Source organism: Streptomyces sp. NPDC007088 (genome assembly GCF_042869355.1).
Classification (GTDB): Bacteria; Actinomycetota; Actinomycetes; order Streptomycetales; family Streptomycetaceae; genus Streptomyces.
Genome location: NZ_JBIAFO010000015.1, coordinates 106,640 through 129,192, shown reverse-complemented (window position 1 = coordinate 129,192; position 22,553 = coordinate 106,640). Strand labels below are relative to the sequence as shown.

Annotated in this window: 20 protein-coding genes; 11 read left to right on the top strand and 9 right to left on the bottom strand. The window is 73.7% G+C overall.

Annotation, left to right across the window (positions count from 1 at the left end; genetic code table 11):
• Positions 1-17: 17 nt before the first annotated feature.
• Both ACFYMP_RS23180 and ACFYMP_RS23175 read left to right on the top strand, forming a co-directional pair.
• Positions 18-1,142: a helix-turn-helix transcriptional regulator gene (locus ACFYMP_RS23180; RefSeq protein ID WP_388860820.1), complete on the top strand. Its 1,125-nt coding sequence runs from the start codon at positions 18-20 to the stop codon at positions 1,140-1,142.
• A gap of 28 nt (positions 1,143-1,170) precedes the next feature.
• Positions 1,171-1,668 (top strand): GNAT family N-acetyltransferase, encoded by a 498-nt coding sequence (locus tag ACFYMP_RS23175; RefSeq protein WP_388860817.1) that lies wholly within the window; start codon positions 1,171-1,173, stop codon positions 1,666-1,668.
• Between the two features lie 75 nt (positions 1,669-1,743).
• On the opposite strand, the gene ACFYMP_RS23170 is transcribed toward ACFYMP_RS23175, so the two are convergent.
• On the bottom strand, positions 1,744-2,295 hold the full coding sequence (locus tag ACFYMP_RS23170; RefSeq protein ID WP_388860814.1) for an EF-hand domain-containing protein: 552 nt from the start codon (positions 2,293-2,295) through the stop codon (positions 1,744-1,746).
• Between the two features lie 559 nt (positions 2,296-2,854).
• Here ACFYMP_RS23170 and ACFYMP_RS23165 point away from each other — a divergent pair.
• Positions 2,855-3,670, top strand: a complete 816-nt coding sequence (locus tag ACFYMP_RS23165) for an SAM-dependent methyltransferase (protein ID WP_388860811.1) — start codon at positions 2,855-2,857, stop codon at positions 3,668-3,670.
• Positions 3,671-3,777: 107 nt separating this feature from the next.
• Here the strand turns inward: ACFYMP_RS23165 and ACFYMP_RS23160 are convergent, their stop codons facing one another.
• The gene (locus ACFYMP_RS23160; RefSeq protein ID WP_388860808.1) at positions 3,778-4,836 is read right to left on the bottom strand and encodes an ArsR/SmtB family transcription factor; all 1,059 of its coding nucleotides are present in this window, start codon (positions 4,834-4,836) and stop codon (positions 3,778-3,780) included.
• A gap of 91 nt (positions 4,837-4,927) precedes the next feature.
• Between ACFYMP_RS23160 and ACFYMP_RS23155 the strand changes: the two genes are divergently transcribed.
• Positions 4,928-5,944, top strand: coding sequence for an aldo/keto reductase (locus ACFYMP_RS23155; protein ID WP_388860805.1), 1,017 nt, complete (start codon positions 4,928-4,930; stop codon positions 5,942-5,944).
• Positions 5,945-6,126: 182 nt separating this feature from the next.
• On the opposite strand, the gene ACFYMP_RS23150 is transcribed toward ACFYMP_RS23155, so the two are convergent.
• From ACFYMP_RS23150 to ACFYMP_RS23140, 3 genes are all read right to left on the bottom strand, one after another.
• Positions 6,127-6,474 carry a chaplin gene (locus tag ACFYMP_RS23150; protein ID WP_388860802.1) on the bottom strand — a complete coding sequence of 116 codons (348 nt, stop codon included), beginning with the start codon at positions 6,472-6,474 and terminating at the stop codon, positions 6,127-6,129.
• A gap of 212 nt (positions 6,475-6,686) precedes the next feature.
• Positions 6,687-7,709 (bottom strand): hypothetical protein, encoded by a 1,023-nt coding sequence (locus ACFYMP_RS23145; RefSeq protein WP_388860799.1) that lies wholly within the window; start codon positions 7,707-7,709, stop codon positions 6,687-6,689.
• Positions 7,710-7,925: 216 nt separating this feature from the next.
• A complete protein-coding gene (locus ACFYMP_RS23140) occupies positions 7,926-8,363 on the bottom strand; it encodes a hypothetical protein (protein WP_388860796.1) in 438 nt (145 codons plus the stop codon).
• 257 nt (positions 8,364-8,620) lie between these two features.
• Between ACFYMP_RS23140 and ACFYMP_RS23135 the strand changes: the two genes are divergently transcribed.
• From ACFYMP_RS23135 to ACFYMP_RS23105, 7 genes are all read left to right on the top strand, one after another.
• The gene (locus tag ACFYMP_RS23135; RefSeq protein ID WP_388860793.1) at positions 8,621-10,075 is read left to right on the top strand and encodes a PP2C family protein-serine/threonine phosphatase; all 1,455 of its coding nucleotides are present in this window, start codon (positions 8,621-8,623) and stop codon (positions 10,073-10,075) included.
• Between the two features lie 103 nt (positions 10,076-10,178).
• Positions 10,179-11,222 carry an NAD(P)-dependent alcohol dehydrogenase gene (locus ACFYMP_RS23130; RefSeq protein WP_388860948.1) on the top strand — a complete coding sequence of 348 codons (1,044 nt, stop codon included), beginning with the start codon at positions 10,179-10,181 and terminating at the stop codon, positions 11,220-11,222.
• A 217-nt stretch (positions 11,223-11,439) separates the two neighbouring features.
• Positions 11,440-13,068 (top strand): CNNM domain-containing protein, encoded by a 1,629-nt coding sequence (locus ACFYMP_RS23125; protein ID WP_388860790.1) that lies wholly within the window; start codon positions 11,440-11,442, stop codon positions 13,066-13,068.
• Entirely contained in the window at positions 13,065-14,105 is a 1,041-nt protein-coding gene (locus tag ACFYMP_RS23120) for a hemolysin family protein (protein ID WP_388860787.1), read from the top strand. The genes ACFYMP_RS23125 and ACFYMP_RS23120 overlap by 4 nt, the downstream gene beginning before the upstream one ends.
• A gap of 632 nt (positions 14,106-14,737) precedes the next feature.
• Positions 14,738-15,829, top strand: a complete 1,092-nt coding sequence (locus ACFYMP_RS23115) for an acyltransferase family protein (RefSeq protein ID WP_388860945.1) — start codon at positions 14,738-14,740, stop codon at positions 15,827-15,829.
• A gap of 265 nt (positions 15,830-16,094) precedes the next feature.
• Positions 16,095-16,358 (top strand): GlsB/YeaQ/YmgE family stress response membrane protein, encoded by a 264-nt coding sequence (locus ACFYMP_RS23110; protein ID WP_388860784.1) that lies wholly within the window; start codon positions 16,095-16,097, stop codon positions 16,356-16,358.
• Between the two features lie 139 nt (positions 16,359-16,497).
• A complete protein-coding gene (locus tag ACFYMP_RS23105) occupies positions 16,498-16,935 on the top strand; it encodes a nitroreductase family deazaflavin-dependent oxidoreductase (protein ID WP_388860781.1) in 438 nt (145 codons plus the stop codon).
• A gap of 287 nt (positions 16,936-17,222) precedes the next feature.
• Here ACFYMP_RS23105 and ACFYMP_RS23100 read toward each other — a convergent pair whose 3' ends face one another.
• The 4 genes from ACFYMP_RS23100 to ACFYMP_RS23085 form a co-directional block, all read right to left on the bottom strand.
• Positions 17,223-17,720, bottom strand: a complete 498-nt coding sequence (locus ACFYMP_RS23100; protein ID WP_388860778.1) for a peroxiredoxin family protein — start codon at positions 17,718-17,720, stop codon at positions 17,223-17,225.
• A gap of 212 nt (positions 17,721-17,932) precedes the next feature.
• A complete protein-coding gene (locus ACFYMP_RS23095; RefSeq protein WP_388860775.1) occupies positions 17,933-20,041 on the bottom strand; it encodes a dipeptide ABC transporter ATP-binding protein in 2,109 nt (702 codons plus the stop codon).
• On the bottom strand, positions 20,031-20,990 hold the full coding sequence (locus ACFYMP_RS23090) for an ABC transporter permease (RefSeq protein ID WP_388860942.1): 960 nt from the start codon (positions 20,988-20,990) through the stop codon (positions 20,031-20,033). The genes ACFYMP_RS23095 and ACFYMP_RS23090 overlap by 11 nt, the downstream gene beginning before the upstream one ends.
• Positions 20,991-21,186: 196 nt before the next feature.
• Positions 21,187-22,167: an ABC transporter permease gene (locus tag ACFYMP_RS23085; protein ID WP_388860772.1), complete on the bottom strand. Its 981-nt coding sequence runs from the start codon at positions 22,165-22,167 to the stop codon at positions 21,187-21,189.
• Between the last annotated feature and the right edge of the window lie 386 nt (positions 22,168-22,553).

Sequence of the window (22,553 nt, the reverse complement as noted above, 5' to 3'; positions counted from 1 at the left end):
CGCTCTAGGCTCGGACCATGTCCCGACCCACCGGCCGTGTGCTCACCCTGCTGGAGCTGTTGCAGTCGGGCGGTACCCGGACGACGGCCGAACTCGCCGGGCGGCTCGGCGTCGACGGGCGCACCGTGCGGCGGTACGTGGAACAGCTCATCGACCTGGACGTGCCGGTGGAGGCGGTGCGCGGCCGGTACGGCGGCTACCGGCTGGGCCCCGGTCACCGTCTGCCGCCGCTCATGCTCGGCGACGAGGAGGCGATCGCCGTCCTGCTCGGCCTGGTCGCGGGGCGCCGGGCGGGGCTGACGACGACGCTCACCGCGAGCGAGACGGCGGCGGCCAAGATCCGCCGGGTGCTGCCCCGGCCTCTCGCCCGCAGGCTCGACGCGGTCCTCGACTCCCTCGCCTTCACGGAACCCGCCGCCGCGTTCGAACCGCCGGACGCGGAGATCCTGCTCACCCTCGCCGACGCGGTACGCCACCGCCGTCCCGTCGCGGTCGCGTACACCGACCGGACCGGCCGCCGTGGCGGGCGCACGCTGCACCCGTACGGCGTCGTGTCGCACGCGGGCCGGTGGTACGTCACCGGCGCGGACCCCGGGATCGGGGAGGACCGCACCCTCCGGCTCGACCGCGTCACGGAGGCCCGCACCCTGCCCGGGTCGTTCGAGGCCCCCGACGCCCCGCCGGACCCGGCGCGGCGCGTCCTGTCCGGGTTCGCCACGGCCGCGTACCGGTACGAGGTGCGCCTGCGGATGTACGGGACGGCCGGGCAGGTCCGCGCCCGGCTCCCGGAGAGCGTCGCACGGGTGGAGGGGATGGAGGGGATGGACGGGGTGGAGGGGCGGTCGGGGGACGGGACGGAGCCCGGGACCGGGTCCTCCGGGGACGGGGACCCCGGTGGCGGCGTGCGGCGCTGGCTGCGCGTGGAACTGCGGGCGGAGCGGCTCGACTGGCTGCCTCCGGTACTCGCCTCGCTCGACCTGCCGTTCGTCATCGAAGCGCCCTCCGAACTGCGCCTGCTCGTCGCGGAGTTCGCTGAGCGCTTCGCGGCCCGCGCGCGCCGGGCGGCGGACGGGGAGCCGGGCGGGGAGCCGGACGCGGGCGGGGGTGGAGGGCCGGGGAGGGGGAGAAATGAAGGCGGCTGAGGCCGGGCGCCGGTTAGCCTTCGCTCCTATGACCTGGCTGCCCGGCGACTTCGTCCACCCCCTCCGCGTGCCCGTGCCCGGCACCGCGCTGCACCTGCGGCCGATCCGGGAGGCGGACACCGCGATCGACTACCCGGCGGTGACGGGCTCGCGGGAGCGTCTGTGGGAGATGTTCGGCCCGGTCTGGGGCTGGCCCGCCGAGACGATGACCTTCGAGGAGGACCGGGCCGACCTGCTGCGGCACGAACGGGAGATCGCCGCGCACCAGTCGTTCAACTACGCGCTGCTGGACGAGGGGGAGACGGCCGTCCTCGGCTGCGTCTACATCGACCCGCCCGAGCGCGCCGGTGCCGACGGGGAGATCTCCTGGTGGGTGGTGGACGAGCTGGCCGGCGGTGCGACGGAACGCGCGCTCGACGCGCTCGTACCGCGCTGGATCGACGCCGACTGGCCCTTCCGGCAACCCCGTTACCCGGGCCGCGACCTCTCCTGGCAGGACTGGCTGGCACTGCCGCCCGTCTTGTGACGCCGGACGGGTCCGGCGAGGGCCAGGGGCCGGGAGCGCGCGGGTGCTCCCGGCCGGGGTGGGCGGCCCGCTCGCTCAGATGTGGCCGAAGAACTGGTTGCCCGGTGCCTCGGGGGCGTCCGACAGGAAGTGCTCACGGATCGCGCGGAGGAACTCCTGGCGCGAGACCCTGCCGTCCCCGTCGGCGTCCAGCCCGCTGAACACGTCCACCGTCCCGGACGGGTCGCTCAGGCAGACGTCCCGCAGGAGGCGGTCGAACTCCTGCCGGTCGATCTCGTTGTCGCCGTCGACGTCGATGACGTCGAAGATCGCGTGAGCCCCGCCGTCGGTCAGGTTCTGCCGGCTGGTGTCGATGCTCGCGAGGCGCCTGGCCGTGACGAACTGGTCCTTCGAGAGCCGGTCGGCGTTCACCCCCGCGTGGCGCAGCAGCTCCAGCCAGTGCATCTGGAAGAAGGCGAGCAGGGCCCTGGACCGGCGGTCGTCCTTGTCGAGCCGGTAGGCCGACAGGTAACGACGGGCGAGGTTGTCGTAGTCCGCCCAGCTCAGGAAGCCGTCCTGGTCGGCGTCCAGGGCCTCGAAGGCGCGCTCCAGCTTGAGGATGGGGAAGCTTTCCGTGGCGGTGGTCATCGGCAGGATCTCCGAGGAGTCGGGTTACGCCGGGTGGCGTCGGGTTACGCCGGGTGACGTGGGGAGATCATCTTTCGGCGCCCGGGGGCCCGGCCGCATCCGAGTCGCCCCGGGTTCACCCCATCGGGTGTGCCGTCATCCTGCCGTCACCCCTGCCGTCACCCCTGCCGTCATCCGGAGACCTGATCCCGGGGCTCAGCCGCCCGGTGAGCGGGGTCAGGCCCCAGTCGGCGAGGAGCCTGGCGCGCGCCGTAGCCGTAGCCGTAGCCGCCGCCGTCGGCAGGGCGGGGGCGTGGTGGCCGGGGGCCACCAACTGGACCGGGGAGTAGCTCAGTTCGATGCCCAGAGGCTTCGAGGCGGCGTTTTCGCGGCCGGTCCGCCGGCCTCGGGCGGGGGCTCGCGGCGCCCTTTGGCGCCTCACCGGAGCGGCCTCCGGACCGGCGAGCGCAACGGACCCGCGTACCGTCCGGCGGCGGCAACAGGCGTCCGCGAAAACGGGGTTCAGCGGCCGGTGGATCAACTCGCCTGTCGGCGCGGGACCACGGCGTAGATTGCCGTCATGACCGACTACGTGACCCCGTCAGGTCCGGCGCCCTCGCGCGCGATAGACCAGTCCGTTCCGCACTCCGCCCGCATCTGGAACCACTGGCTGGGCGGCAAGGACAACTACCCGGTCGACGCCGAGGCCGGGGACGCCTACTCCTCCGTGTACCCCGGCATCACGACCATCGCCCGCAGCAGCCGGGCCTTCCTGGGCCGCACCATCCGGTACCTCGTCACCGAGGCGGGCGTACGGCAGTTCCTGGACGTCGGGACGGGACTGCCGACCGCCGACAACACGCACGAGGTCGCCCAGGCCCTCGACGCCGAGGCGCGGATCGTCTACACGGACAACGACCCGCTGGTCCTCACCCACGCCCGTGCGCTGCTGAACTCGACCGAACGGGGCGCCACTTCGTACGTCGAGGCGGACCTCTTCGAGCCGGAGAAGATCCTGGAGGCCGCCGCCGGGACGCTCGACCTTGAGCGGCCCGTCGGCCTGATCCTGAGCGGCATCCTCGGCCACGTCGCGGACCACGAGGAGGCCCGGTCGATCGTGCGCCGTCTGATGGCCGGTCTCCCGTCCGGGAGCCATCTGTCGGTCAACGACGGTTCGCGCGGCACCGACCCGGACTACGAACGCGCTCAGGACGCCTACAACGACACGGGCGCCGTCCCGTACTTCCTGCGGCCCGTCCCGCAGATCGAGGCGTACTTCGAGGGGCTCCACCTCGTCGATCCCGGCGTCGTCTCCGTACCGCTGTGGCGCCCGGACGGCACCGGCCCCGCCCCGGCCCCCATCGGCCAGCACGGGGGAGTGGGGCGGAAGGCGTAGGGGGGAGCAGGGTCCGGGCGGGGAGAGGCACGGGGCGTCCGTCGCCGACGGCCCGTCACCTCCGTCCCGTTCCGCCAAGAGGCGGGCGGCGGGCGCGTGGTGGGCCCTCACTCCGCCAGCAGGGCCTCCGCGAGCGCCGTCCGGGCGTACAGCACCCAGCGGCCCGCCCGGTGCGCGCTGACCAGGCGGGCGTCCCGCAGCGCCGTGAGGTACTGGGAGACGGCCGGGCGGGACAGCCCCGTACGGGCGGCGAGTTCGGTGGTGGAGGCCGGGGCGTCCAGCTCCGTCAGCAACAGGGCGCGCGAGCGGCCGAGGACGGCGGAGAGCGGGCCCGCCGCACTCGCCGGACGGGGCCGCCACAACTCGCCGGTCCCCCTGGCCGGATAGGCGAGTTGGGGAGGGTCCGGTGGCGACACCCGCGTGTACGGACCGGGGCCGGCGAAACACGAGGGGATCAGGACCAGTCCGGCACCCGCAGCGCCGCGCGGCAGCGCACGCCGCCGCAGGGCGAGCCGGAGCGCGTCGCCGCCCCAGCTCATCGACGGGTGCAGACCGCCGAACAGACGGCCCGTCCCGTACTCGGCGGCCTGCCGGGCCCGGTGCAGGACGTCGGCCTCCAGGACCGCGCGCAGCCGCGCCCAGTAGGGGGCCAGTGCCAGTTCCCAGTAGGCGGCGATCTCCCCGGTGAGGCGGGCCAGCCCGGCGGCCGGGTCCGCGTACAGGGCCCGGGAACGCGGCCCGAGGGCACGGTGGCCTTCGCGGCCTTCGCGGCCTCCGGTGCCGATGCCGGTTCCGGCACCGTGTCCGCCGTGTCCGCCGTGTCCGCCCTGTTCTCCGGCCAGGCGGTCCAGCTCTGTCCGCAGCCGTGGGGCGGGCGTCGCGGCTATCGCGGTCAGTTCCTCGTCCAGGGTGGGCGCCGCTCCGGCCGGGGCGGGGTTCAGGAAGTCCGGGACGTAACCGGTGGGCGGTACGAGTTCGCGCAGCGTCCCGATGTCCAGGCCGGCCCGCGCGATCCTCGGCCGGACCTGCCCGGCCCAGGCGCGGTGCACGGGGTGCGCGTGCCCCGAGGCCAGCAGCCGCAGGCTCGGCCCGACCTCCCACATCGGTGACACCGCGAACCGCACCTGTGCCAGATCACGCGCCGAGAAGGACAGTTCCGCCGGCACGGCCACCTCCGCCGACTCGGGGCCCGGACCGCGGATTCGCGGATGTGCGAATCCCTGGGCCGCAGCCTAGGGCGGCGGCCACCATCCCGGCATGACCTCCACCACTCCCACTTCCGCCCCCGCGCCCCGGACCGGCGCCCCCGGTACCGCGGGCGCACCCTCGGCGGCGGACTCCGGCACCTGGGTCCTCGGCGACCGTACCGTCCACCGGCTCGGCTTCGGCGCGATGCGGTTGCCGCAGACCGGCCGGGCCCTCGTGCCGGGCGCCGTACCGCGCGACCGCGAGCAGGCCGTGTCGGTGCTGCGCCGCGCCCGCGACCTGGGCGTCAACCACATCGACACCGCCGCGTTCTACTTCTCGCCGCTGCTCTCCGCCAACGAACTGATCAACCGGGCCCTCGCCCCGTACCCCGACGATCTCGTCCTGACCACGAAGGTCGGCCCCGGTCGTGATCCGTCCGGCCGCTGGCTGCCGCACGGCGCGCCCGGCGACCTGCGCGGTCAGGTCGAGGAGAACCTGCGGCAGCTCGGCCGCGACCACCTCGACGTCGTCAACCTGCGCGTCGTGGACGAGGGTTCGGTCGCCGAGCACTTCGGCGCGCTGGCCGCGCTGCGGGACGCCGGGCTCGTCCGTCACCTGGGGCTGTCCAACGTACGGGCCGAGCAGCTCGAAGAGGCCCGCTCCCTCGCCCCCGTCGTGTGCGTGCAGAACCCCTACGGGCTCGGAGCGGCCCCCGGACAGGACGCCCTGCTGCGCCTGTGCGGCGAGTACGGCATCGCGTTCGTGCCGTTCTACGCGATAGCGGGCCGGGGCCGGCAGAACGGGGCGGCCGGTCCCGGGCGGGAACACCTTCCGCCGGAGGCGGTGGGGTCCGGCGCGAGCGCCGCGCAGATCCGTCTCGCCTGGACGCTGAGCCGGGGGCCGCACGTCCTCGCCATCCCCGGGACGGGGGACCCCGCTCATGTGGACGCCAACGTGGCCGCCGGAGCGCTCCGGCTCGGCGCGCCCGCGCTCGCCGCCCTCGACACGCTCCACGTGCGGCTGGGCCGCGAACGAGCCGAGGAGGAGGCGCGGACCGGGCCCTCCGCGTCGGCGGACGGGCGCTGAACGCCGGGCCGCCCGTGGTGCCGGGACGCGCCGACGGGCGGCCCCGGCAGGTCGCCGGAGTCCGCCCGTCGTTCTTCGTACGTCACGCTCGTACGTCACGCGCCGTACGTCACGCGCCGTACGTCAGGCGTCCGCCGTCCGCGGCGCGCGCGGCCGGGCGGGACGCCGGGCCCGGAGGCCGTTTACCAGCGGCCGCCCTGGCGGTGGTCGTCGTCGCCGTAGCCGCCGTGGTCGCGGCCGTGGTCCCGGCCGCCCTTGTGGTCCCAGCCGCCCTTGTCGTGGCCGCGGCCGCTGCCGTTGGCGCAGCCGTTGCCGAGGGCCGGGTTGAGCAGGCCGACCACGTTGACGCTGTTGCCGCACGCGTTCACGGGGACGGAGACGGGCACCTGCACGACGTTCCCGGACAGGACGCCCGGGGAGAAGGCCGCGAAGCCCTCGGCGCCCGCGTCGGCGGACGCCGCGCCCGCGCCGCCGACGACCGCCATACCCACCGCGACGAGTACAGCCGCGCTCTTGGCCTTACCGAACATGGAGTTCTCCCTTTTTCCGACGGCCACACCGTTGCGGCCCTCATCCATGCTTCGCTGCCGGAGACCTGTCGGCTTGGGATGGTTGTCACTATTCGCCCGTTTGGCGGCAGTTGTGCGTACGAACGCGTGGGCCGCTTCCCCCGTCCGGCGGCGTACGGGAATCCGGTGCCGGCCACCGCACGCACGCGCCTCCCTGGAAGGGGCCGGGCCGGCTACCGCGAGAGGGGCTTCCGGGCCCGCCACCTCTGACCCCGCGCACCGGCGGGCGCGTCCTCGCCGTGCGCCGGTCCGGACGTCCGGCGCCCTCGCAGCGCGGTCAGGGCCAGCAGCCCGGCCCCCACCACGCCGCCCGCGCCGATCAGCCACCAGGCGCCCGTCGTCAGGGAATGCGTCAGGGCGTCGTAGCCGGCCCCGGCCGCGGGCCGCGCGATGTCGGAGGGCAGCCGGTCCATCGTCTCGGAGCGGCCGGCCATGACGACGACGCGCAGCACCACCCCGCCCAGCGCGAAACCGATCGCGGTCAGCCCGAGCGCCCGCAGCCGCCGGTGCGCGAGCAGCAGCCCGGCCGCCGCGAGGACCAGCGCCGCCACGGCCGGCCACGGGCCCGCCGTCTGGAAGGCGTGGAAGACCTCGCGCGCGGTGCCGAGTTCCCTCGACTCGACGAAGGTGATCTCCGTGTGCGCGACGGGGATGCGGTCCGCGTACGGGACGTGGTTGTCGACGAGTTTCTGTTTGACCTGTTCGGTGACCGGACCGAGGTCGACGGTGATGTCCCCGCCCGTCTCCTCGTCGTTGAGGGCCTTCAGGACCGCCGCGTGGGCGCCGTGGGTCGCCGCGTCCCACGCGTCGCGGAACGCCTCGGAACCGGTGAAGGACACCGCCGCGTCGTGCACGAAGTCCCTGGCCTGGTCGTTGAGCGGGCCCAGGTCGACTTGGTCCATGACCCCGTTGGTCACGGCGGTGGCGACGGCCTCGCGCACATCGCGGTCGGCGGCCAGCGGCGACACCGTGGACACGAACGAGCCGGTGTCCCCGATCTCGTACTTCGCCCAGACCGACAGCGCCCCCGCCGGGACGCACACGCACGCGACCACGACGAGGACCGCGGCGAGCACCGTGCGCAGCAGGCCCAGCGGACCGCGCCGGGGGCGGCCGGGCCGGGCCGGGCGCCGGGCAGAGCCGCCGGGCGACGCTCCCGCGCCGCCTTCGCCCGCTCCACCTCGTACGTCTCCCACGCCTCGCACGTACCCAGGCAACGCGGGAGTTCACCGCGCCGCCAGTCCTCGGCCGCGTACGGGTGAGGGAGGACACACGACGGGCGCGGCGGCCCCGGCGCGCGGGCCGCCGCACCGGGCGCACCCGCGCGCGCCCACCGTGTTCCGCGTTCCGCGCGCGGGTGCGCCCACCGTGTTCCGCGCGCGCCCACCGCGTTCAGTGGGCGCCCCCCGCGTTCAGTGCGCGTCGTCGTGCACTTCCTTGGTGAAGAAGTGGTACATCGCCATCGCGAAGGTGACGGCACCGACGATCAGCGCGAGGATCACGTCCCACAGGATGCCGGAGTTCGACAGGCTGTGCAGGAAGCCCACCGCGAGCGCCCAGAACACCGCCCAGGTCAGCGCCCTGCGCAGACGCGGGATCGCCGGGGCCACCGCGCGCACCACGGCGTACAGGACGCCGAACAGGATGCCGGTCACGAAGCCGAAGAACACGTTCCAGCCGGTGACCGGACCGGCGTACCGCGTGGTGACCGAGGCCCACAGGCCGTAGGCGGCCGCCATCCAGAACGGCGCCTGCGCGCCCGTGAACAGGTGGAGCGCGCGGGCCCGGTTGCCGCCGCCGCGCGCCCCTCGGGTCGAACCCGCGCTCTGCGCGGGTGCCGCGTGTGCCATGGCGCGGCCTCCTCTCGTACGCGTACGCCGCCAGCCGGCGCACTCCACTGCCTCGACGCCCCCGCCCCTCTCGGTGGCGGGCCGCGTCCGTGATCGACGTACTCCGTCCAGAGCACACCGCGCGGGCCCGCCCGGCAACTCGGGAGAACGGGCGTAAGCGGTGTGCCCCGGACGGACCCGGAGACGGCACGAAAGGTGCGCGAGCGCGCCCCGGACCTGCGGATGCGGGGCCCTCGCGCCCGTGTTTCGCTGAAGCGGTGACTCCCTGGAAGCAGGCGCGCGGGACGGTCTGGTCCCCGGTGCGCGCGGGACTTCTGCGGGTGCGCGGGCGCCGCGTCGGGTGGCTCGTGCCGCTCGTGCTGCTCGTCGTCGTGCCCACGGCCGACATCCTCACCGGTGTCGACTTCCGGGTGATCTCCTGGCTGGTCGTGGTGCCGGGTACGGCCGCCGCGCTGTGCGGGGTGCGGACGACGGTGCTGTTCTCGGTCCTGACCGTCGCCGTGTACTTCGCGCTGAACCGGGTGCTCGACGCCGACTACCGCACGGGGTGGCCCGATTTCGCGCTCGTCGTGGCGGGCAGTGCCCTCTCGGTCGCCGCCTGCGCGTTCCGGCTGCGCGACGCGCGCTACGTGAGCCACATGCAGGCCGTCGCCGAGACCACCCGCTCCACCGTGCTGCGCCCGCTGCCCGCGCACTGGGCCGGGATGGACCACGCGGCCGTCTACCTCGCCGCCGACTCCGAGGCCCGCGTCGGCGGCGACTTCTACGACATCCAGCCCTCTCCGTACGGCACCCGCGTCATCGTCGGCGACGTCCAGGGCAAGGGCCTCAACGCGGTGACGGCGGCCTCCGCGATCCTCGGCAGTTTCCGCGAATGGGGCTTCCACGAACGCGACCTCACCGTGGCCGCGCGCCACCTGGAGACGCGGATGCGGCGCTACCAGGAGTACGGCCGGGCGATGGGCCAGGACCAGGGCGACCGCTTCGCGACGGCCGCCCTCGTCGGGTTCCCGCCGCCCGGACACGAGCCGACCGATACCGTCGAACTCGTCGACTTCGGCCACGAACCGCCGCTCGCGGTCGGGCCCAGGGGTGTGCGGGAACTGACGACGGTGCCCGCCCTGCCGCTCGGCCTCGGCGCGCTGCTGGACGAGCCACCCGTCATGGTGCGCATCGAGCTGGCCCAGGACGAGACGCTGCTGCTGGTCACCGACGGGGTGACCGAGGCCAGGGACCGCTCCGGCGCCTTCTTCCCGCTGCGCGAACGGCTCGCCGAGGCCATGGCGCGCGATCCGCTGCTCGCGGCGCCCGGACTGCTCGTACGCCTCGTACGGGACCAGACGCTGCGGCACACGCACGGCAGGCTCACCGACGACACGACGGTCCTCGCCGTGCGCCGCGCCCTCGTACCCGAGCCGGGGGACCCGCCCGTGTACCCCGGCAACGCGACCGTGGAGGAGGACCTCGGCGGGAGACCCCCCGGCCCGGAGGAGCGGACTGGCGGGGAGGAGCGGGCGGGTGAGGAGCGGCGGACGGATGGTGAGGAGTGGCCCGGTCCGTCTGGGGCCGGTCCGCGTGGGGCTGATCTGCCGGAGTCCGGTCCGCCGGAGTCCGGTCCGCCCGAGCCCGGTCCGCCCGAGCCCGGTCCGCCCGAGCCCGGTCCGCCGGAGTCCGGCAGGTCGGTGCGGGACGCACCGAAACGCGATCCGTGAGCGCTCCGGCCGCCGCAAAGGGCCCGCACGCACCCGCTCCCCCCAGCCCCCAGCCCCAGAGTCACCAGCCCCAGAGTCAGGAGTGAAGGACATGCCGGACACGATGAAGGCGGTCCAGTACCGCACGGTGGGCGCCGCCCCCGAGGTCGTCGAGATCCCGAAGCCCAGCCCGAGGCCCGGCGAGATCCTGCTGAAGGTCACGGCGGCCGGGGTGTGCCACTCGGACATCGCGGTCATGAGCTGGACCGAGGACCAGCTGCCCTTCCCGCTGCCGCTCACCCTCGGGCACGAGGGCGCCGGGATCGTCGAGGAGGTCGGCGAGGGCGTCCAGCACGTCGAGGTCGGTGAGTCCGTCGTCGTGTACGGGCCCTGGGGCTGCGGCCGCTGCTCCAAGTGCGCGCAGGGCAAGGAGAACTACTGCCTGTACGCCGAGAGGCTCAACATCCGCCCGCCCGGCCTCGGCGCGCCCGGCGCGATCGCCGAGTACATGATCGTGGACGACGCGCGGCACCTGCTGCGGCTGCGCGGTCTCGACCCCGTCGCCACCGTGTCGCTCACCGACGCGGGACTCACCCCGTACCACGCCATCAAGCGCTCCCTGCCGAAGCTCGGGCCCGGCTCCACCGCCGTCGTCATCGGCACCGGCGGCCTCGGCCACATCGGCATCCAGCTGCTGCGCGCGCTGACCCCGGCGCGGGTGATCGCGCTCGACGTCAACGACGAGAAGCTGCGGCTCGCGCGGCAGGTCGGCGCGCACGAGGTGGTGATCTCCGACGAGCGGGCCGCCGGAAACGTCCGCCGGCTCACCCCCGAGGGGCGCGGCGCCGAGGCCGTCTTCGACTTCGTCGGCGTCCCGCCCACCGTCGAGACCGCGGGCGGCTGCGCCATGGTCGAGGGGGACGTGACCATCGTCGGCATCGGCGGCGGCTCCCTGGCGGTCGGCTTCGGCCTCCAGCCGTACGAGACCGTGGTCACCGCCCCGTACTGGGGCAGCCGCAGCGAACTCGGCGAGGTATTCGACCTCGCGCGCGCCGGCTCCATCGACGTGCACATCGAGAAGTACGGCATCGACGAGGCCCCGAAGGCGTACGAGCGGCTGCACGAGGGCAAGGTCCGGGGCCGCGCGGTGATCCTGCCCAACGGCTGAGCCCGGCCGCCGGGGCGGCGCCGCGGCCCTCGCCCTCCCGGCCCTCCCGGCCACCCGCACCGCCTCTACACCCGTGTAGAACCGTGGAGTCGGAACGTCCGGCCGGGGCAGGTGTTCTCTGGGCACCCGCCCCGGCCGACCTGTACCGAGACGGCCGACACCCACGTGCCGTGCCGTGCGCGGGACGTACGTACGACATGCGAGTGGAGGAGCCCGGTTGACCGAGATCCTGTATCTGGTGATCGCCTTCGCGCTCACCCTGGCCTGCGCGCTGTTCGTCGCGGCCGAGTTCTCCCTGACCACGGTCGAGCGCTCCGATCTGGAGCGGTCCGCGGACGCGGGGGAGCGCGGCGCGGAGAGCGCCCTGAAGGCCGTGCGGCACCTGACCTTCCAGCTGTCCGGCGCGCAGCTCGGCATCACCGTGACCTCGCTGGTCATCGGGATGCTCGCCGAGCCCGCCGTCGCGACGCTGCTGGGCGGCCCGCTGCGCGCCGTCGGCCTGGGCGAGGCGGTCGCCGGCACGGTCGGCTCGCTCCTGGGTGTCGTCCTGTCCACGGTGGTCCTCATGGTGGTCGGGGAGCTGGTCCCGAAGAACTGGGCGATCTCTCGGCCGGTGCCGGTGGCGCGGACGGTCGCGGGACCGCACCGCAGGTTCTCGGCCTTCTTCGGCTTCTTCATCCACAGCCTCAACGCGACCGCGAACTTCTTCGTGCGCCGCCTCGGCCTGGAACCCACGGAGGAACTGGAGTCGGTGCGCGGACCGGAGGAACTCGTCGCGCTCGCGCGGCACTCCGCCGCCGAGGGGGCCCTGGAGGCGGACGCCGCCGAGCTGTTCATCCGCACCCTGCACCTCGGCGAACTCACGGCGCAGAACGTCATGACCCCGCGCGTCGACGTCCAGGCCCTGGCCGCCGAGGCCAGCGCGACCGACGCCGCGAACCTCACCCACGCGACGGGGCTGTCCCGCTTCCCGGTCTTCCGCGACCACCTGGACGACGTCATCGGCACCGTCCACATCCGCGACGTCCTCGCCCTGGAGCCCGCGGTCCGCGCCCGCACCCCGGTCACCGAGATCGCCACGCCGCCGCTGCTGGTCCCCGACTCGCTGCCCGCCGACACGCTGCTGGAACGCATGCGGTCCGCGCACACCATGGCCGTCGTCATCGACGAGTACGGCGGCACGGCGGGCGTCGTGACGGTCGAGGACATCGTGGAGGAGGTCGTCGGCGAGGTGCGCGACGAGCACGACCCGGAGGAGACGGAGGATCTGGTGCCCGCGGGCACCACCTTCGACGGTCGCGCCACCTGGGAGGCGGACGGCGGTCTGCGCATCGACCAGCTGCGCCGCATCGGCCTGCGTGCCCCGGAGGGCCCGTACGAGACGGTCGCGGGCCTCCTCGCGACGGAGCTGGGCCGCATCCCCGAGGTGCACGACCGCGTGGAGAGTGAGGGCTGGGACCTGACGGTGCTCGCCGTGGAACACCACCGGGCCGAACGCGTCCTGGTGACCGAGCCGTTCCCCGGGGAGCACGGGACGCCGCCCGACGACGGGGGCGAGGAGGCCCGCCCGGCGAAGGGCGACCGGAACGCGAAGGACGACCGGAACGCGAAGGACGACCGGCACGCGAAGGGCGACCGGCACGCGAAGGGCACCCGTCCGACGAAGGGCTCGGGCCACAAGGAGCACGAGACCGGCCGGGAGACCGGCCCGGAGGGCGCGACCCCCTCCGCGTCCAGCCCCCGCCCCGAGACCGACAGCGACCCCGAACGCGCCCCGCGTCCGGAACGCGACCCGCGTCCCGAGACCGACCCCCGCCCCCAGGGGCCTGAGGGAGAGACCCGATGATCGTCCTCCAGCTCCTCATCGGCCTCCTGACGCTGGTGACCAACGCCTTCTTCGTCGGCGGCGAGTTCTCCCTCATCTCCGTACGCCGCAGCCAGATCGAGCCGCTGGCGGAGGCGGGCGACAAGCGGGCGGTCTCCACCCTCCGGGCCCTCGAACACATCTCGGCGATGCTCGCGACCGCGCAGCTCGGCATCACCGCCTCCTCGCTGGTGCTGGGCGCGGTGGCCGAACCGGCGATCGCGCATCTGCTGGAGCCGGTCTTCGAGTCGGTCAGCGTCCCGCACGGGCTGGTGCACCCGATCTCCTTCGTCATCGCGCTGACCCTCGCGACGTATCTGCACATGCTGGTCGGCGAGATGGTGCCGAAGAACATCGCGCTCGCCGAACCGGTGCGCACCGCGCTGCTGCTCGGCCCGCCGCTGGTCGCGCTCACCAAGGTGCTCAGGCCCGTCGTGTTCGGCATCAACTCCTTCGCCAACGGCCTGCTGCGGCTGCTGCGCGTCGAGCCGAAGAGCGAGGTCGAGTCGGCGTTCACCGACGACCAGCTGGCCCGCATGGTGGAGGACTCCAGCGAGGCCGGACTGCTGAGCGCCGCCGACCGCGACCGCCTGCGCGACGCCCTCGAACTCGGTACCCGCCCGGTCGGCGAGATCATCGTGCCCGGCGCGACGATGATCACCGTGGACCGGGGCGTGACCCCGGCCGGACTGGAGCGGGCCGCCGCCCGCGCGGGCTTCTCGCGCCTCCCGGTGACCGGGGAGGGCGGGGCGCTGCTGGGCTACCTGCACATCAAGGACACCCTCGGCGTCGCCGAACGCGATCAGCCGTTTCCGCGTACGGCCTTCCGGCCCCTCACCCGCGTCCGGGTCGACACCCCCCTCGACGACACGCTCACCGCGCTGCGCGCCGACGACAGCCACCTCGCCGCCGTCACGGGCGAGAACGGCACCGTACGCGGCTTCGTCACCATGGAGGACGTGCTGTCCGAACTCGTGGGACCCGGCAGCGAGGGACCGGCCCCCGCGCACGCGGACTGAGCGCCGCGTCGTGCGGGCGGCCACCCCCGTCCGGCGGGCGCGTGACGGCCCGGTGGAGAAGGAGGAGGCCGGCTGGAGGTCCTGGGAGCCCGCTGTGGAGCGGCTGGGAACGAGCTGTTGGCCGAAAGGGAACGGGTGGGATTGGCCACAGGCCCAGGGGTTGTGCGCGCCGCGGGGGAGGTGACTACCCTGCCCGTGATGCCTCCCACAGACATGATCCCCGCATTCTCGGTTAGACGCAGAAAAATCTGTCGGCGTTCCAACTGGGAGGGATTGTGAGTGATACCGAGCGCGGGCACGGGCGGGACGGGGCCGTGCCGCCCGGTGCGCGCACCCCTCCGCCCGCGGAACGCCACGGACGCCACGAGAGCCACGAGCGCTACGACGGCTACGAACGTCCCGGGCGCTACGAGAGCCACGAGGGCTACCAGCGTCCCGGCCGGCGCGAGAGCCACGAGGGCTACGAACGTCCCGGCCGGCGCGAGAGCCACGCGGGCTACGGACGTTCTGGGCGCGACGAGAGCCACGCGGGACCGTACGCACCGGTCAGCGGCCCCACGCCGCTGAACACGGGCGTCGACGGTCCCACGCTCGCGATGCGCCGGGAGCGGCTCCAGGGGTCGGTGGCGACCATGGAGCAGCCGGGCCGTACGGACCTGGCCGACCGGGGCTCCCCGGCGCCCGCCGCCCCGCCGAAGAAGAAGCGGGACCCGTTCTTCGACAACGCGAAGTACCTGGCGATCGTCCTGGTCGCCATGGGCCACGCGTGGGAGCCGCTGCGCGGGGACAGCCGGGCGGCCTCGGCGCTGTACATCACGGTGTACACGTTCCACATGCCGGCGTTCATCATCATCTCCGGCTACATGTCGCGCTCCTTCGACATGCGGCCGGACAAGCTGCGCCGGCTCATCACCGGGGTCGCCGTCCCCTACGTCCTGTTCGAAGTGGCGTACACGCTCTTCAAGCGGACAGCCGGCAGCGATCCCGACTACCCCTTCAGCCTGCTCGACCCCTGGTACCTGACGTGGTTCCTGATCGCCCTGTTCGTGTGGCGGCTGACCACGCCGATCTGGAAGGCCGTGCGCTGGCCGGTGCCGCTGTCCCTGGCGATCGCGATGCTCGCGGCGATCTCCCCGGACATCGGGGACGACCTCGACCTCCAGCGGGTCCTGCAGTTCCTCCCGTTCTTCGTCCTGGGCCTCAAGCTGAAGCCGGAGCACTTCCAGCTCGTACGGCGGCGCGAGGCGCGCGTCCTGGCGGTGCCGGTGATGGCGGGCGCCCTGCTGTTCGCGTACTGGGCGGCGCCCCGGATGAACGCGGCCTGGTTCTACCACCGCGACAGCGCCCAGGAACTGGGCTCCCCGGGCTGGACGGGCATCGTGATGACCCTCGCGATGTTCGGCTGCTCGCTGGTCCTGGTGGCCTGCTTCCTGGCCTGGGTGCCGCGCCGCCACATGTGGTTCACGGCGCTCGGCGCCGGGACGCTGTACGGCTACCTGCTGCACGGCTTCCTCGCGAAGGGCTCCCGCTTCTGGGACTGGTACGAGCACGACTGGGTGCACACCCCGGCCGGTGAGATCGCGCTGACGGTGATCGCGATGACCGTGATCACGACGCTGTGCACGCCGCCCGTGCAACGGCTGTTCAGGTTCGCGATGGAACCCGAGATGACGTGGGCGTTCCGCAGGGACGCGGAGGAACTGGCCAGGGGCCGCGGCAAGTAACCGCACCCGCCCCGCTCCTCCGGTCCTCCCCTCCGTTCCGTAGGAGGACCCGGCAGGACGGCCCGGAACGACGGCCCGGAACGACGGCCCGGCTTGGCGCACAAGCGCCGGGCCGGGCCGTCGCCTTTACGGGAGTGCGACGCCCCTTCGGGGGCACACCAGACACAGGGCCCCGCACACACGTCGGCCCCCTGTCGTCCCACAAGCCGCACGTCGTCCACCGTCAAGTCATCCCAGGCGAAGCAGAGTTCCCGAAGGGGCAGTCATGGAGATCTCGGGCATCATCAGTGCCATCGTCATCGGCATCATCATCGGTGCGCTGGGGCGGCTCGTCCTCCCGGGCCGCCAGCGCATCGGCATCCTCTGGACGATCGCCGTGGGTATCATCGCGGCCTTCGTCGGCGCGGCGATCGCCTCCGCCCTGGACGTCAAGGACACCAACGGCATCGACTGGATCGAGTGGCTCATCCAGATCGCCCTCGCGGTGGTCGGTGTGGCCGCCGTGTCCCGGGCCAAGGGCCGCCGCTGACCGACGCGACGGTTCAGGTCATGGCCGGGCCCGGGGTGTTTGCCCCGGGCCCGGTCATGAGCGATCGTCGGCGGGGAACGCGGAACCGGGGCAGCACAGGCCCCTTGTGACGAAGACGACGCGAAGGACGGAAGCAGACATGCCTCTGCACGGCGAGTACGAGCCGAGCCCCGAGAAGTGGGTTCGCGATCAGGTCGAGACCTACGAGGGTTCCGGCGGCACCGAGGGAACGACGATGCGCGGCCTGCCCGTCATCGTCCTGACCACCCTCGGCGCGAAGAGCGGCAAGCTCCGCAAGAACCCCCTGATGCGTGTCGAGCACGACGGCGAGTACGCCGCGGTGGCCTCCCTGGGCGGCGCCCCCAAGCACCCCACGTGGTACTTCAACGTCCTGGCCCACCCCGAGGTGGAACTCCAGGACGGTACGGTCCGCAAGGACTACACGGCCCGTGAGGTCACCGGCGAGGAGAAGGCCCTGTGGTGGGACCGCGCCGTCGCGGCCTTCCCCGACTACGCCGACTACCAGAAGAAGACCAGCCGCGAGATCCCGGTCTTCGTACTGACCCCGAAGGACTGACCCCGTAGGGCTGGCCTCGTAGGGCGGACCCCGTAGGGCTGGCCTCGTAGGGCTGAGCCCGCGGGGCCGGCTCCGCGGCGCCGGGCCCGCGAGGGCCCCGGCCCGGACGGCCGCGCGCACCGGTCCCCTCCCGCCCCGCGTGGGAGGGGACCGGTGCGCGCGTGTCCAGGCCCTGCCTCCCGGAGAGGGCAGGGGGCGAGCACGGCACCGGGACGGCCGAGGGCGCGAGGGGACCCCTCCCGCCCGCGCCCGCGTGCCCGTTCCGTCCCGGCCGCCCCCCTTCCTCCTCAGCCGCCCACCTTCCTCAGTTCCCGGCGCAGGGTGTCCACCGACTGGTAGGTCACGCCCAGCAGCGCCACGTGCTTCCAGCGGAGTACGCCCTCCGGGTCGATGAGGAAGACGGCGCGGCGCAGGCCGATCACCGGGGCCGTGATGCCGAGGCGGTGCGAGACGGCGCTGTCGGTGTCGGCCAGCAGGGGGAAGCGGAGGTCGCGGGTGCGGGCGAAGGACTCGTGGCTGTCGACGTCCTGCGTGCTGACGCCCCATACCTGGGCGTCCAGGTCCCCGAAGGTCTCCAGTCCGGCCGAGTACGCGCACAACTGCCGGGTGCAGACCGCCGTGTTGTCGCCCGGGTAGAAGGCCAGGACGAGGGAGTGGCCGCGCGCCGAGGACAGGGTGTAGTCGGAGCGGGTGAACTCGGGCTCCGGTTCCGGCCCCGGGTTCAGGATGCCGCCGGGGAGGGTGAAGTCGGGAAAGGGGGAACCTACGGCGGGGGTGGAGGGCATCGGGGCGGGTGCTCCTTCGGTTCGTCCGGGCGGGGAGGGGGTCCGCTCCGCGTGGCGCGCGACGCGGGGGCGCGCCGCGAGGCGGTACGGCGGCAGGCGGCCGGGACCGTACCCGTGGCCCCGGCCGCGGCCGCGTCCATGATCCGTCTTCCCGTCCGCCGGCCCCCGGGAACCGTACCGGTGCCTCGGCATTCCGTTCGGGGGAGCGTCCCTCAGCGCTCCCCGCCGCCCACCACCTCGCGTACGCGGGGGAAGTGGCAGGCCGCCGGGCTCCCCGGGCCCACCCGTGGCCGTACCGTCTCGCAGCGTTCGCGGTCCGGGGACGGCAGGGTCGCGTACAGCGGGCAGCGGGAGCGGAACCGGCAGCCGGTGGGGCGTTCCGTCGGGCTCGGCGGGTCGCCCGGGAGCAGGACGCGTTCCCGGGCGCGTTCGCGTACCGGGTCGGGGATCGGGACCGCCGACAACAGGGCCTGGGTGTACGGGTGGCGCGGGCGTTCGAAGACCTCGTCCACCGGGCCCGCCTCCACCGTGGCGCCCAGGTACATCACGCTGACCCGGTCCGCGACGTGCCGCACCACCGAGAGGTCGTGCGAGACGAAGAGGTAGGCGAGGTTCAGCCGGTGCCTGAGGTCCTGGAGCAGGTTGAGGACGCCGGCCTGGACGGAGACGTCCAGCGCGGACACCGGTTCGTCCAGCACCAGCAGGTCCGGGTTCACCGACAGGGCCCTCGCGATGCCGATGCGCTGGCGCTGGCCGCCGGAGAACTCGTGCGGGAAGCGGTCCGCGTCGCGGTCCGGCGACAGGCCCACGAGCGAGAGCAGCTCCGGCACCCGCGCCGCGATCCGCGAGGGCGCCGCCCCCTGCGCGCGCAGCGGCTCCGCCACCAGATCCGAGACCGGCATACGGGGGTCCAGGCTCGCCATCGGGTCCTGGAACACGATCTGCACGCCGGAGCGCAGACGCCGGGTCGCCGCCCGGTCCAGGTCCGCCACCGACTGGCCCAGCAGCTCGATCGTGCCGTTCTCCGGCGGGCGCAGGCCCAGGATCTCGTACAGCGTCGTGGACTTGCCCGAGCCCGACTCGCCCACCAGGCCCAGCGTCTGACCGGCCCGGACCTCCAGGTCCACGCCGTCCACCGCGTACACGCTTCCGGTACGACGCCGGAACACCGAGCCCTTGTACAGGGGGAAGGTCTTCGTCAGGTCGCGGACCCGCAGGACGACCGGCGCGGGGGAGCCCTGCGGAGCTTCCGCGAGCGTCCCCGCCTCCTCCTGCCTCCCCGCCTCCGCCTCCGTTCCCGCCGGTGCCGCCGCGTCACCGTCCACGAAGATCTCCCCCGGGGTGCGGCCGCTCACCCGCGCGACGCGTACGCAGGCCGCCCGGTGGTCGCCGGACGGCGAGGTCCACGCCGAGGGCCCCGGTTCCGCGCTCTCGCACTCGGGGGCCGCGAGCGGGCAGCGCGGGGCGAAGGGGCAGCCCGGGGGCAGCGCCTCGGGGGACGGCGGGCCGCCCGGCACGGGGGTCAGCCGCCCCCGGGGGCCGTCGAGTCTCGGCACCGCCCCGATCAGGCCCAGGGTGTACGGCATCCGGGGGCGGGCGAACAGTTCCCCGGCGGGGGCGGTCTCCACGACGCGGCCCGCGTACATCACGGCGACCCGGTCCGCGCTGCCCGCGATGACCCCCAGGTCGTGGCTGACCAGGACCATCGCGGCGCCCGTCGCCCGCTGGGCGGTGCGCAGGACGTCCAGGACCTGGGCCTGGATGGTGACGTCGAGCGCGGTGGTCGGCTCGTCGGCCAGGATCACCTCGGGGTCGTTCGCGACGGCCATGGCGATCATGGCCCGCTGCCGCATCCCGCCCGAGAACTCGTGCGGGAAGGCGGAGGCGCGCCGCCGCGGCTCCGGTATGCCCACCAGATCGAGGAGTTCGACGGCGCGGCGCGCCGCCTTCTCCCTCGACACGTCCTGGTGCGCGCGTACCGCCTCCGCGATCTGCTCGCCGACCCGGTAGACGGGGGTGAACGCCGACAGCGGGTCCTGGAAGACCATGGACACCCGGGCACCCCGTACGCCGTCGAGCAGGGACTCCGGGGCGCCCAGCAGCTCCGTACCCCCGAGCCGTACCGAACCGGAGGCGCGCGCGGCGGACGGCAGCAGGCCGAGCACCGCGAGCGAGGTCACCGACTTGCCCGAGCCCGACTCGCCGACGATGCCGAGGACTTCGCCGGGCGCCAGGTCGAAGGAGACCCCGCGCACGGCGGGCACACCCGCGAAGTCGACCTTCAGGTCGCGGACCTGGAGGAGGGGCGGCTCATGCGTCATGCGCGGTCGACCGTGCCTTTCGGGTGAGCGGGCGTCCCGGCCCGCGCGTGCGTCCGCCTCCGCGGCGCCGCGCGCCCCCGGGCCCGGAGGACGTCGGGTCGAAGGCGTCCCGCAGTCCGTCGCCGATCAGGTTGACGGCGAGGACGAACACCACGAGCAGGCCCGCGGGGAAGAAGAACATCCACGGGTAGGTGACGGCCGATCCCGTGTAGTCGGCGATCAGCGTGCCCAGGGACACGTCGGGGGACTGGATGCCGAAACCGAAGTAGGACAGGGCCGTCTCGCTCATCACCGCGCCGCCCACCGCGATCGTCGCGTCGATGACTAGGAAGGACGCGACGTTCGGCAGGATGTGGCGCCAGATGATCCGCAGCGGCCCCACGCCCGTGTAGCGGGCCGCGCGCACGAACTCGCGCTCGCGCAGCGACAGGGTCATCGCGCGCACCACGCGCGAGGTCACCATCCAGGCGAACAGCGCGAGCAGGCCCACGAACGCGAGCCAGCCGGCCGCCTTCAGCCGGGGTGCGACGATCGCGATGATCAGGAAGCCGGGGAAGACCAGCAGCAGGTCCACGAGGAACATCAGCGCCCGGTCCGTCCAGCCGCCGAAGTAGCCCGCGCAGGCGCCGACCACCGAGGCGAGAGCGGTCGCCACGACCCCCACCAGCAGGCCGACCAGCAGCGACTTCTGGAGGCCGCGCACGGTCTGCGCGAACACGTCCTGGCCGATGCGGTTGGTGCCGAACCAGTGCTCCGAGGAGGGCTTCGCGCGCAGCGCCGTGTAGTCGATGTCCGTGTACGACCAGTGCGTCACGTGGGGCCCGGCGAAGGCCAGGACGAACAGGAGGAGGACGACCAGCAGTCCGGCGAGCGCGCCGCGCCGCGTCAGGAAACGGCGCAGTACGACGCGGGCCCGCCCGGCGGGCGCGGCGCGCTCGGGGCGGTCCACCGGGTGCGGGGAGCGGTCCTCGGCGTCGGCCGCCGCGGCCACGGATTCGACGGTCACGGTGCCAGTCCCTTCTGCGGGTCCTGCGGCGGGGCCTGTGGCGGCGGGTACGTCGGCGTTCCCTTGGGCGAGCCCTCCGTGGGCCCCTCGTGGGTCCCGGGCCGCCCGTCCGGGAGGGGCCCCGGAGCGCTCGCGGCCCTCACGCGCGTACCCGGGGGTCGAGCGCCGCGTGCAGGACGTCGGCGAGGAAACCGGAGGCCAGGACCACGACGGCGGCGAAGCCCGAGACCGCGACCACCGAGTTGACGTCGTTCTTCGTGATCGACTCGACGAGCCACTCGCCCATCCCGTGCCAGCCGAAGATCATCTCGGTGAAGGTCGCCCCGGTGAACAGCGCGAGGAAGCCGTACGAGAAGTACGTCGCCATCGGGATGAGCGCCGTGCGCAGCCCGTGCCGCCACAGCGCGCGCCGCCGGCTGAGCCCCTTCGCGCGGGCCGTGCGCAGGTAGTCCGCGCCCAGCACGTCGAGCATCGTGTTGCGCTGGTAGCGGCTGTACGAGGCCGCCGTCACGAGCCCGATCGACAGGGTCGGCAGGAGCAGGTGAACGCCCCGGTCGCGCAGGGTGCCGAGCAGGCCCGCGCGCAGGTCCGGGTCCTTCTCGCCGGTGAACTGGACGAGGTCGGTGCCCAGGACGGAGTTGAGCTTGATCGCGCCGATCTTCAGCAGGACGGCGAGCAGGAAGGTGGGCGTTGACAGGAGCAGGAAGGACACGAGCGTCGCCACGCGGTCCGGCAGCCGGTACTGGCGTACCGCCGTCCACGCGCCCACCAGGATGCCGCCGGCCGTCCCGAGCACCGTGCCCGCGAGCAGCAGGCGCAGGCTCACGCCGAGCCGGCGGCCGAGTTCCGCGTCCACCGGGGTGTCGTCGATGGTGCGGCCGAGATCGCCGTGGAGCGCGCCCGTGAACCAGTGCCCCAGGCGGGACGGCAGCGGGGTCGAGTCGTCCAGGCCGAGCGAGCGCAGGTGGGCGGCGACCGCGTCGGGCGGCGGCGGTGGCCTGCGCCCCTCGAAGTAGGCGCGCGGGTCTAGGGCGACCGACGCGAGGAGGTAGGAGAGGCATACGGCGACGACCAGCAGCACGACGTAGTACCCCAGGCGCCTCGCCAGAAAAGCGGTCATGCGCCGGGTCCCTCCACGTACTCGTCCCGCACTGTGCCGTACCGGTCCCGCGGTCGTTCCGCGCACGGCCCGCGCCTGGCCCACTCGGACGGCCACCGGCGACCGCCGACGGTTTCGCCCGGGTCGCCCGGCGGCCCACCCGTCACCGATGAGCCATGAGCCATGAGCCATGAGCCACGACTCATGGGCCATGACTCATGAGCCATGAGCCACAGGTCGTGAGCGACCGGGTGAACGCGTCAACGACGCGTCCCCTTCTGATCGTTCCTGATCCTCGCCCCTCACTGTTGCACCAATATGAAGACAAGATGGCAATAGCACGAAAGTGCTTTCTGGGTCTCCCGCGCGGCTCTACGCTCCCCCTGGCACAGCCCCCGCCCAGGTCC

What these genes read in the sequence shown, in the direction of transcription:
- ACFYMP_RS23180 (WP_388860820.1), top strand. Translation starts at nt 18, where the DNA reads ATGTCCCGACCCACCGGCCGTGTGCTCACCCTGCTGGAGCTGTTGCAG.
- ACFYMP_RS23175 (WP_388860817.1), top strand. Translation starts at nt 1,171, where the DNA reads ATGACCTGGCTGCCCGGCGACTTCGTCCACCCCCTCCGCGTGCCCGTG.
- ACFYMP_RS23170 (WP_388860814.1), bottom strand. Translation starts at nt 2,295, where the DNA reads ATGACCACCGCCACGGAAAGCTTCCCCATCCTCAAGCTGGAGCGCGCC.
- ACFYMP_RS23165 (WP_388860811.1), top strand. Translation starts at nt 2,855, where the DNA reads ATGACCGACTACGTGACCCCGTCAGGTCCGGCGCCCTCGCGCGCGATA.
- ACFYMP_RS23155 (WP_388860805.1), top strand. Translation starts at nt 4,928, where the DNA reads ATGACCTCCACCACTCCCACTTCCGCCCCCGCGCCCCGGACCGGCGCC.
- ACFYMP_RS23150 (WP_388860802.1), bottom strand. Translation starts at nt 6,474, where the DNA reads ATGTTCGGTAAGGCCAAGAGCGCGGCTGTACTCGTCGCGGTGGGTATG.
- ACFYMP_RS23140 (WP_388860796.1), bottom strand. Translation starts at nt 8,363, where the DNA reads ATGGCACACGCGGCACCCGCGCAGAGCGCGGGTTCGACCCGAGGGGCG.
- ACFYMP_RS23130 (WP_388860948.1), top strand. Translation starts at nt 10,179, where the DNA reads ATGAAGGCGGTCCAGTACCGCACGGTGGGCGCCGCCCCCGAGGTCGTC.
- ACFYMP_RS23120 (WP_388860787.1), top strand. Translation starts at nt 13,065, where the DNA reads ATGATCGTCCTCCAGCTCCTCATCGGCCTCCTGACGCTGGTGACCAAC.
- ACFYMP_RS23115 (WP_388860945.1), top strand. Translation starts at nt 14,738, where the DNA reads ATGGAGCAGCCGGGCCGTACGGACCTGGCCGACCGGGGCTCCCCGGCG.
- ACFYMP_RS23110 (WP_388860784.1), top strand. Translation starts at nt 16,095, where the DNA reads ATGGAGATCTCGGGCATCATCAGTGCCATCGTCATCGGCATCATCATC.
- ACFYMP_RS23105 (WP_388860781.1), top strand. Translation starts at nt 16,498, where the DNA reads ATGCCTCTGCACGGCGAGTACGAGCCGAGCCCCGAGAAGTGGGTTCGC.
- ACFYMP_RS23100 (WP_388860778.1), bottom strand. Translation starts at nt 17,720, where the DNA reads ATGCCCTCCACCCCCGCCGTAGGTTCCCCCTTTCCCGACTTCACCCTC.
- ACFYMP_RS23095 (WP_388860775.1), bottom strand. Translation starts at nt 20,041, where the DNA reads ATGACGCATGAGCCGCCCCTCCTCCAGGTCCGCGACCTGAAGGTCGAC.
- ACFYMP_RS23085 (WP_388860772.1), bottom strand. Translation starts at nt 22,167, where the DNA reads ATGACCGCTTTTCTGGCGAGGCGCCTGGGGTACTACGTCGTGCTGCTG.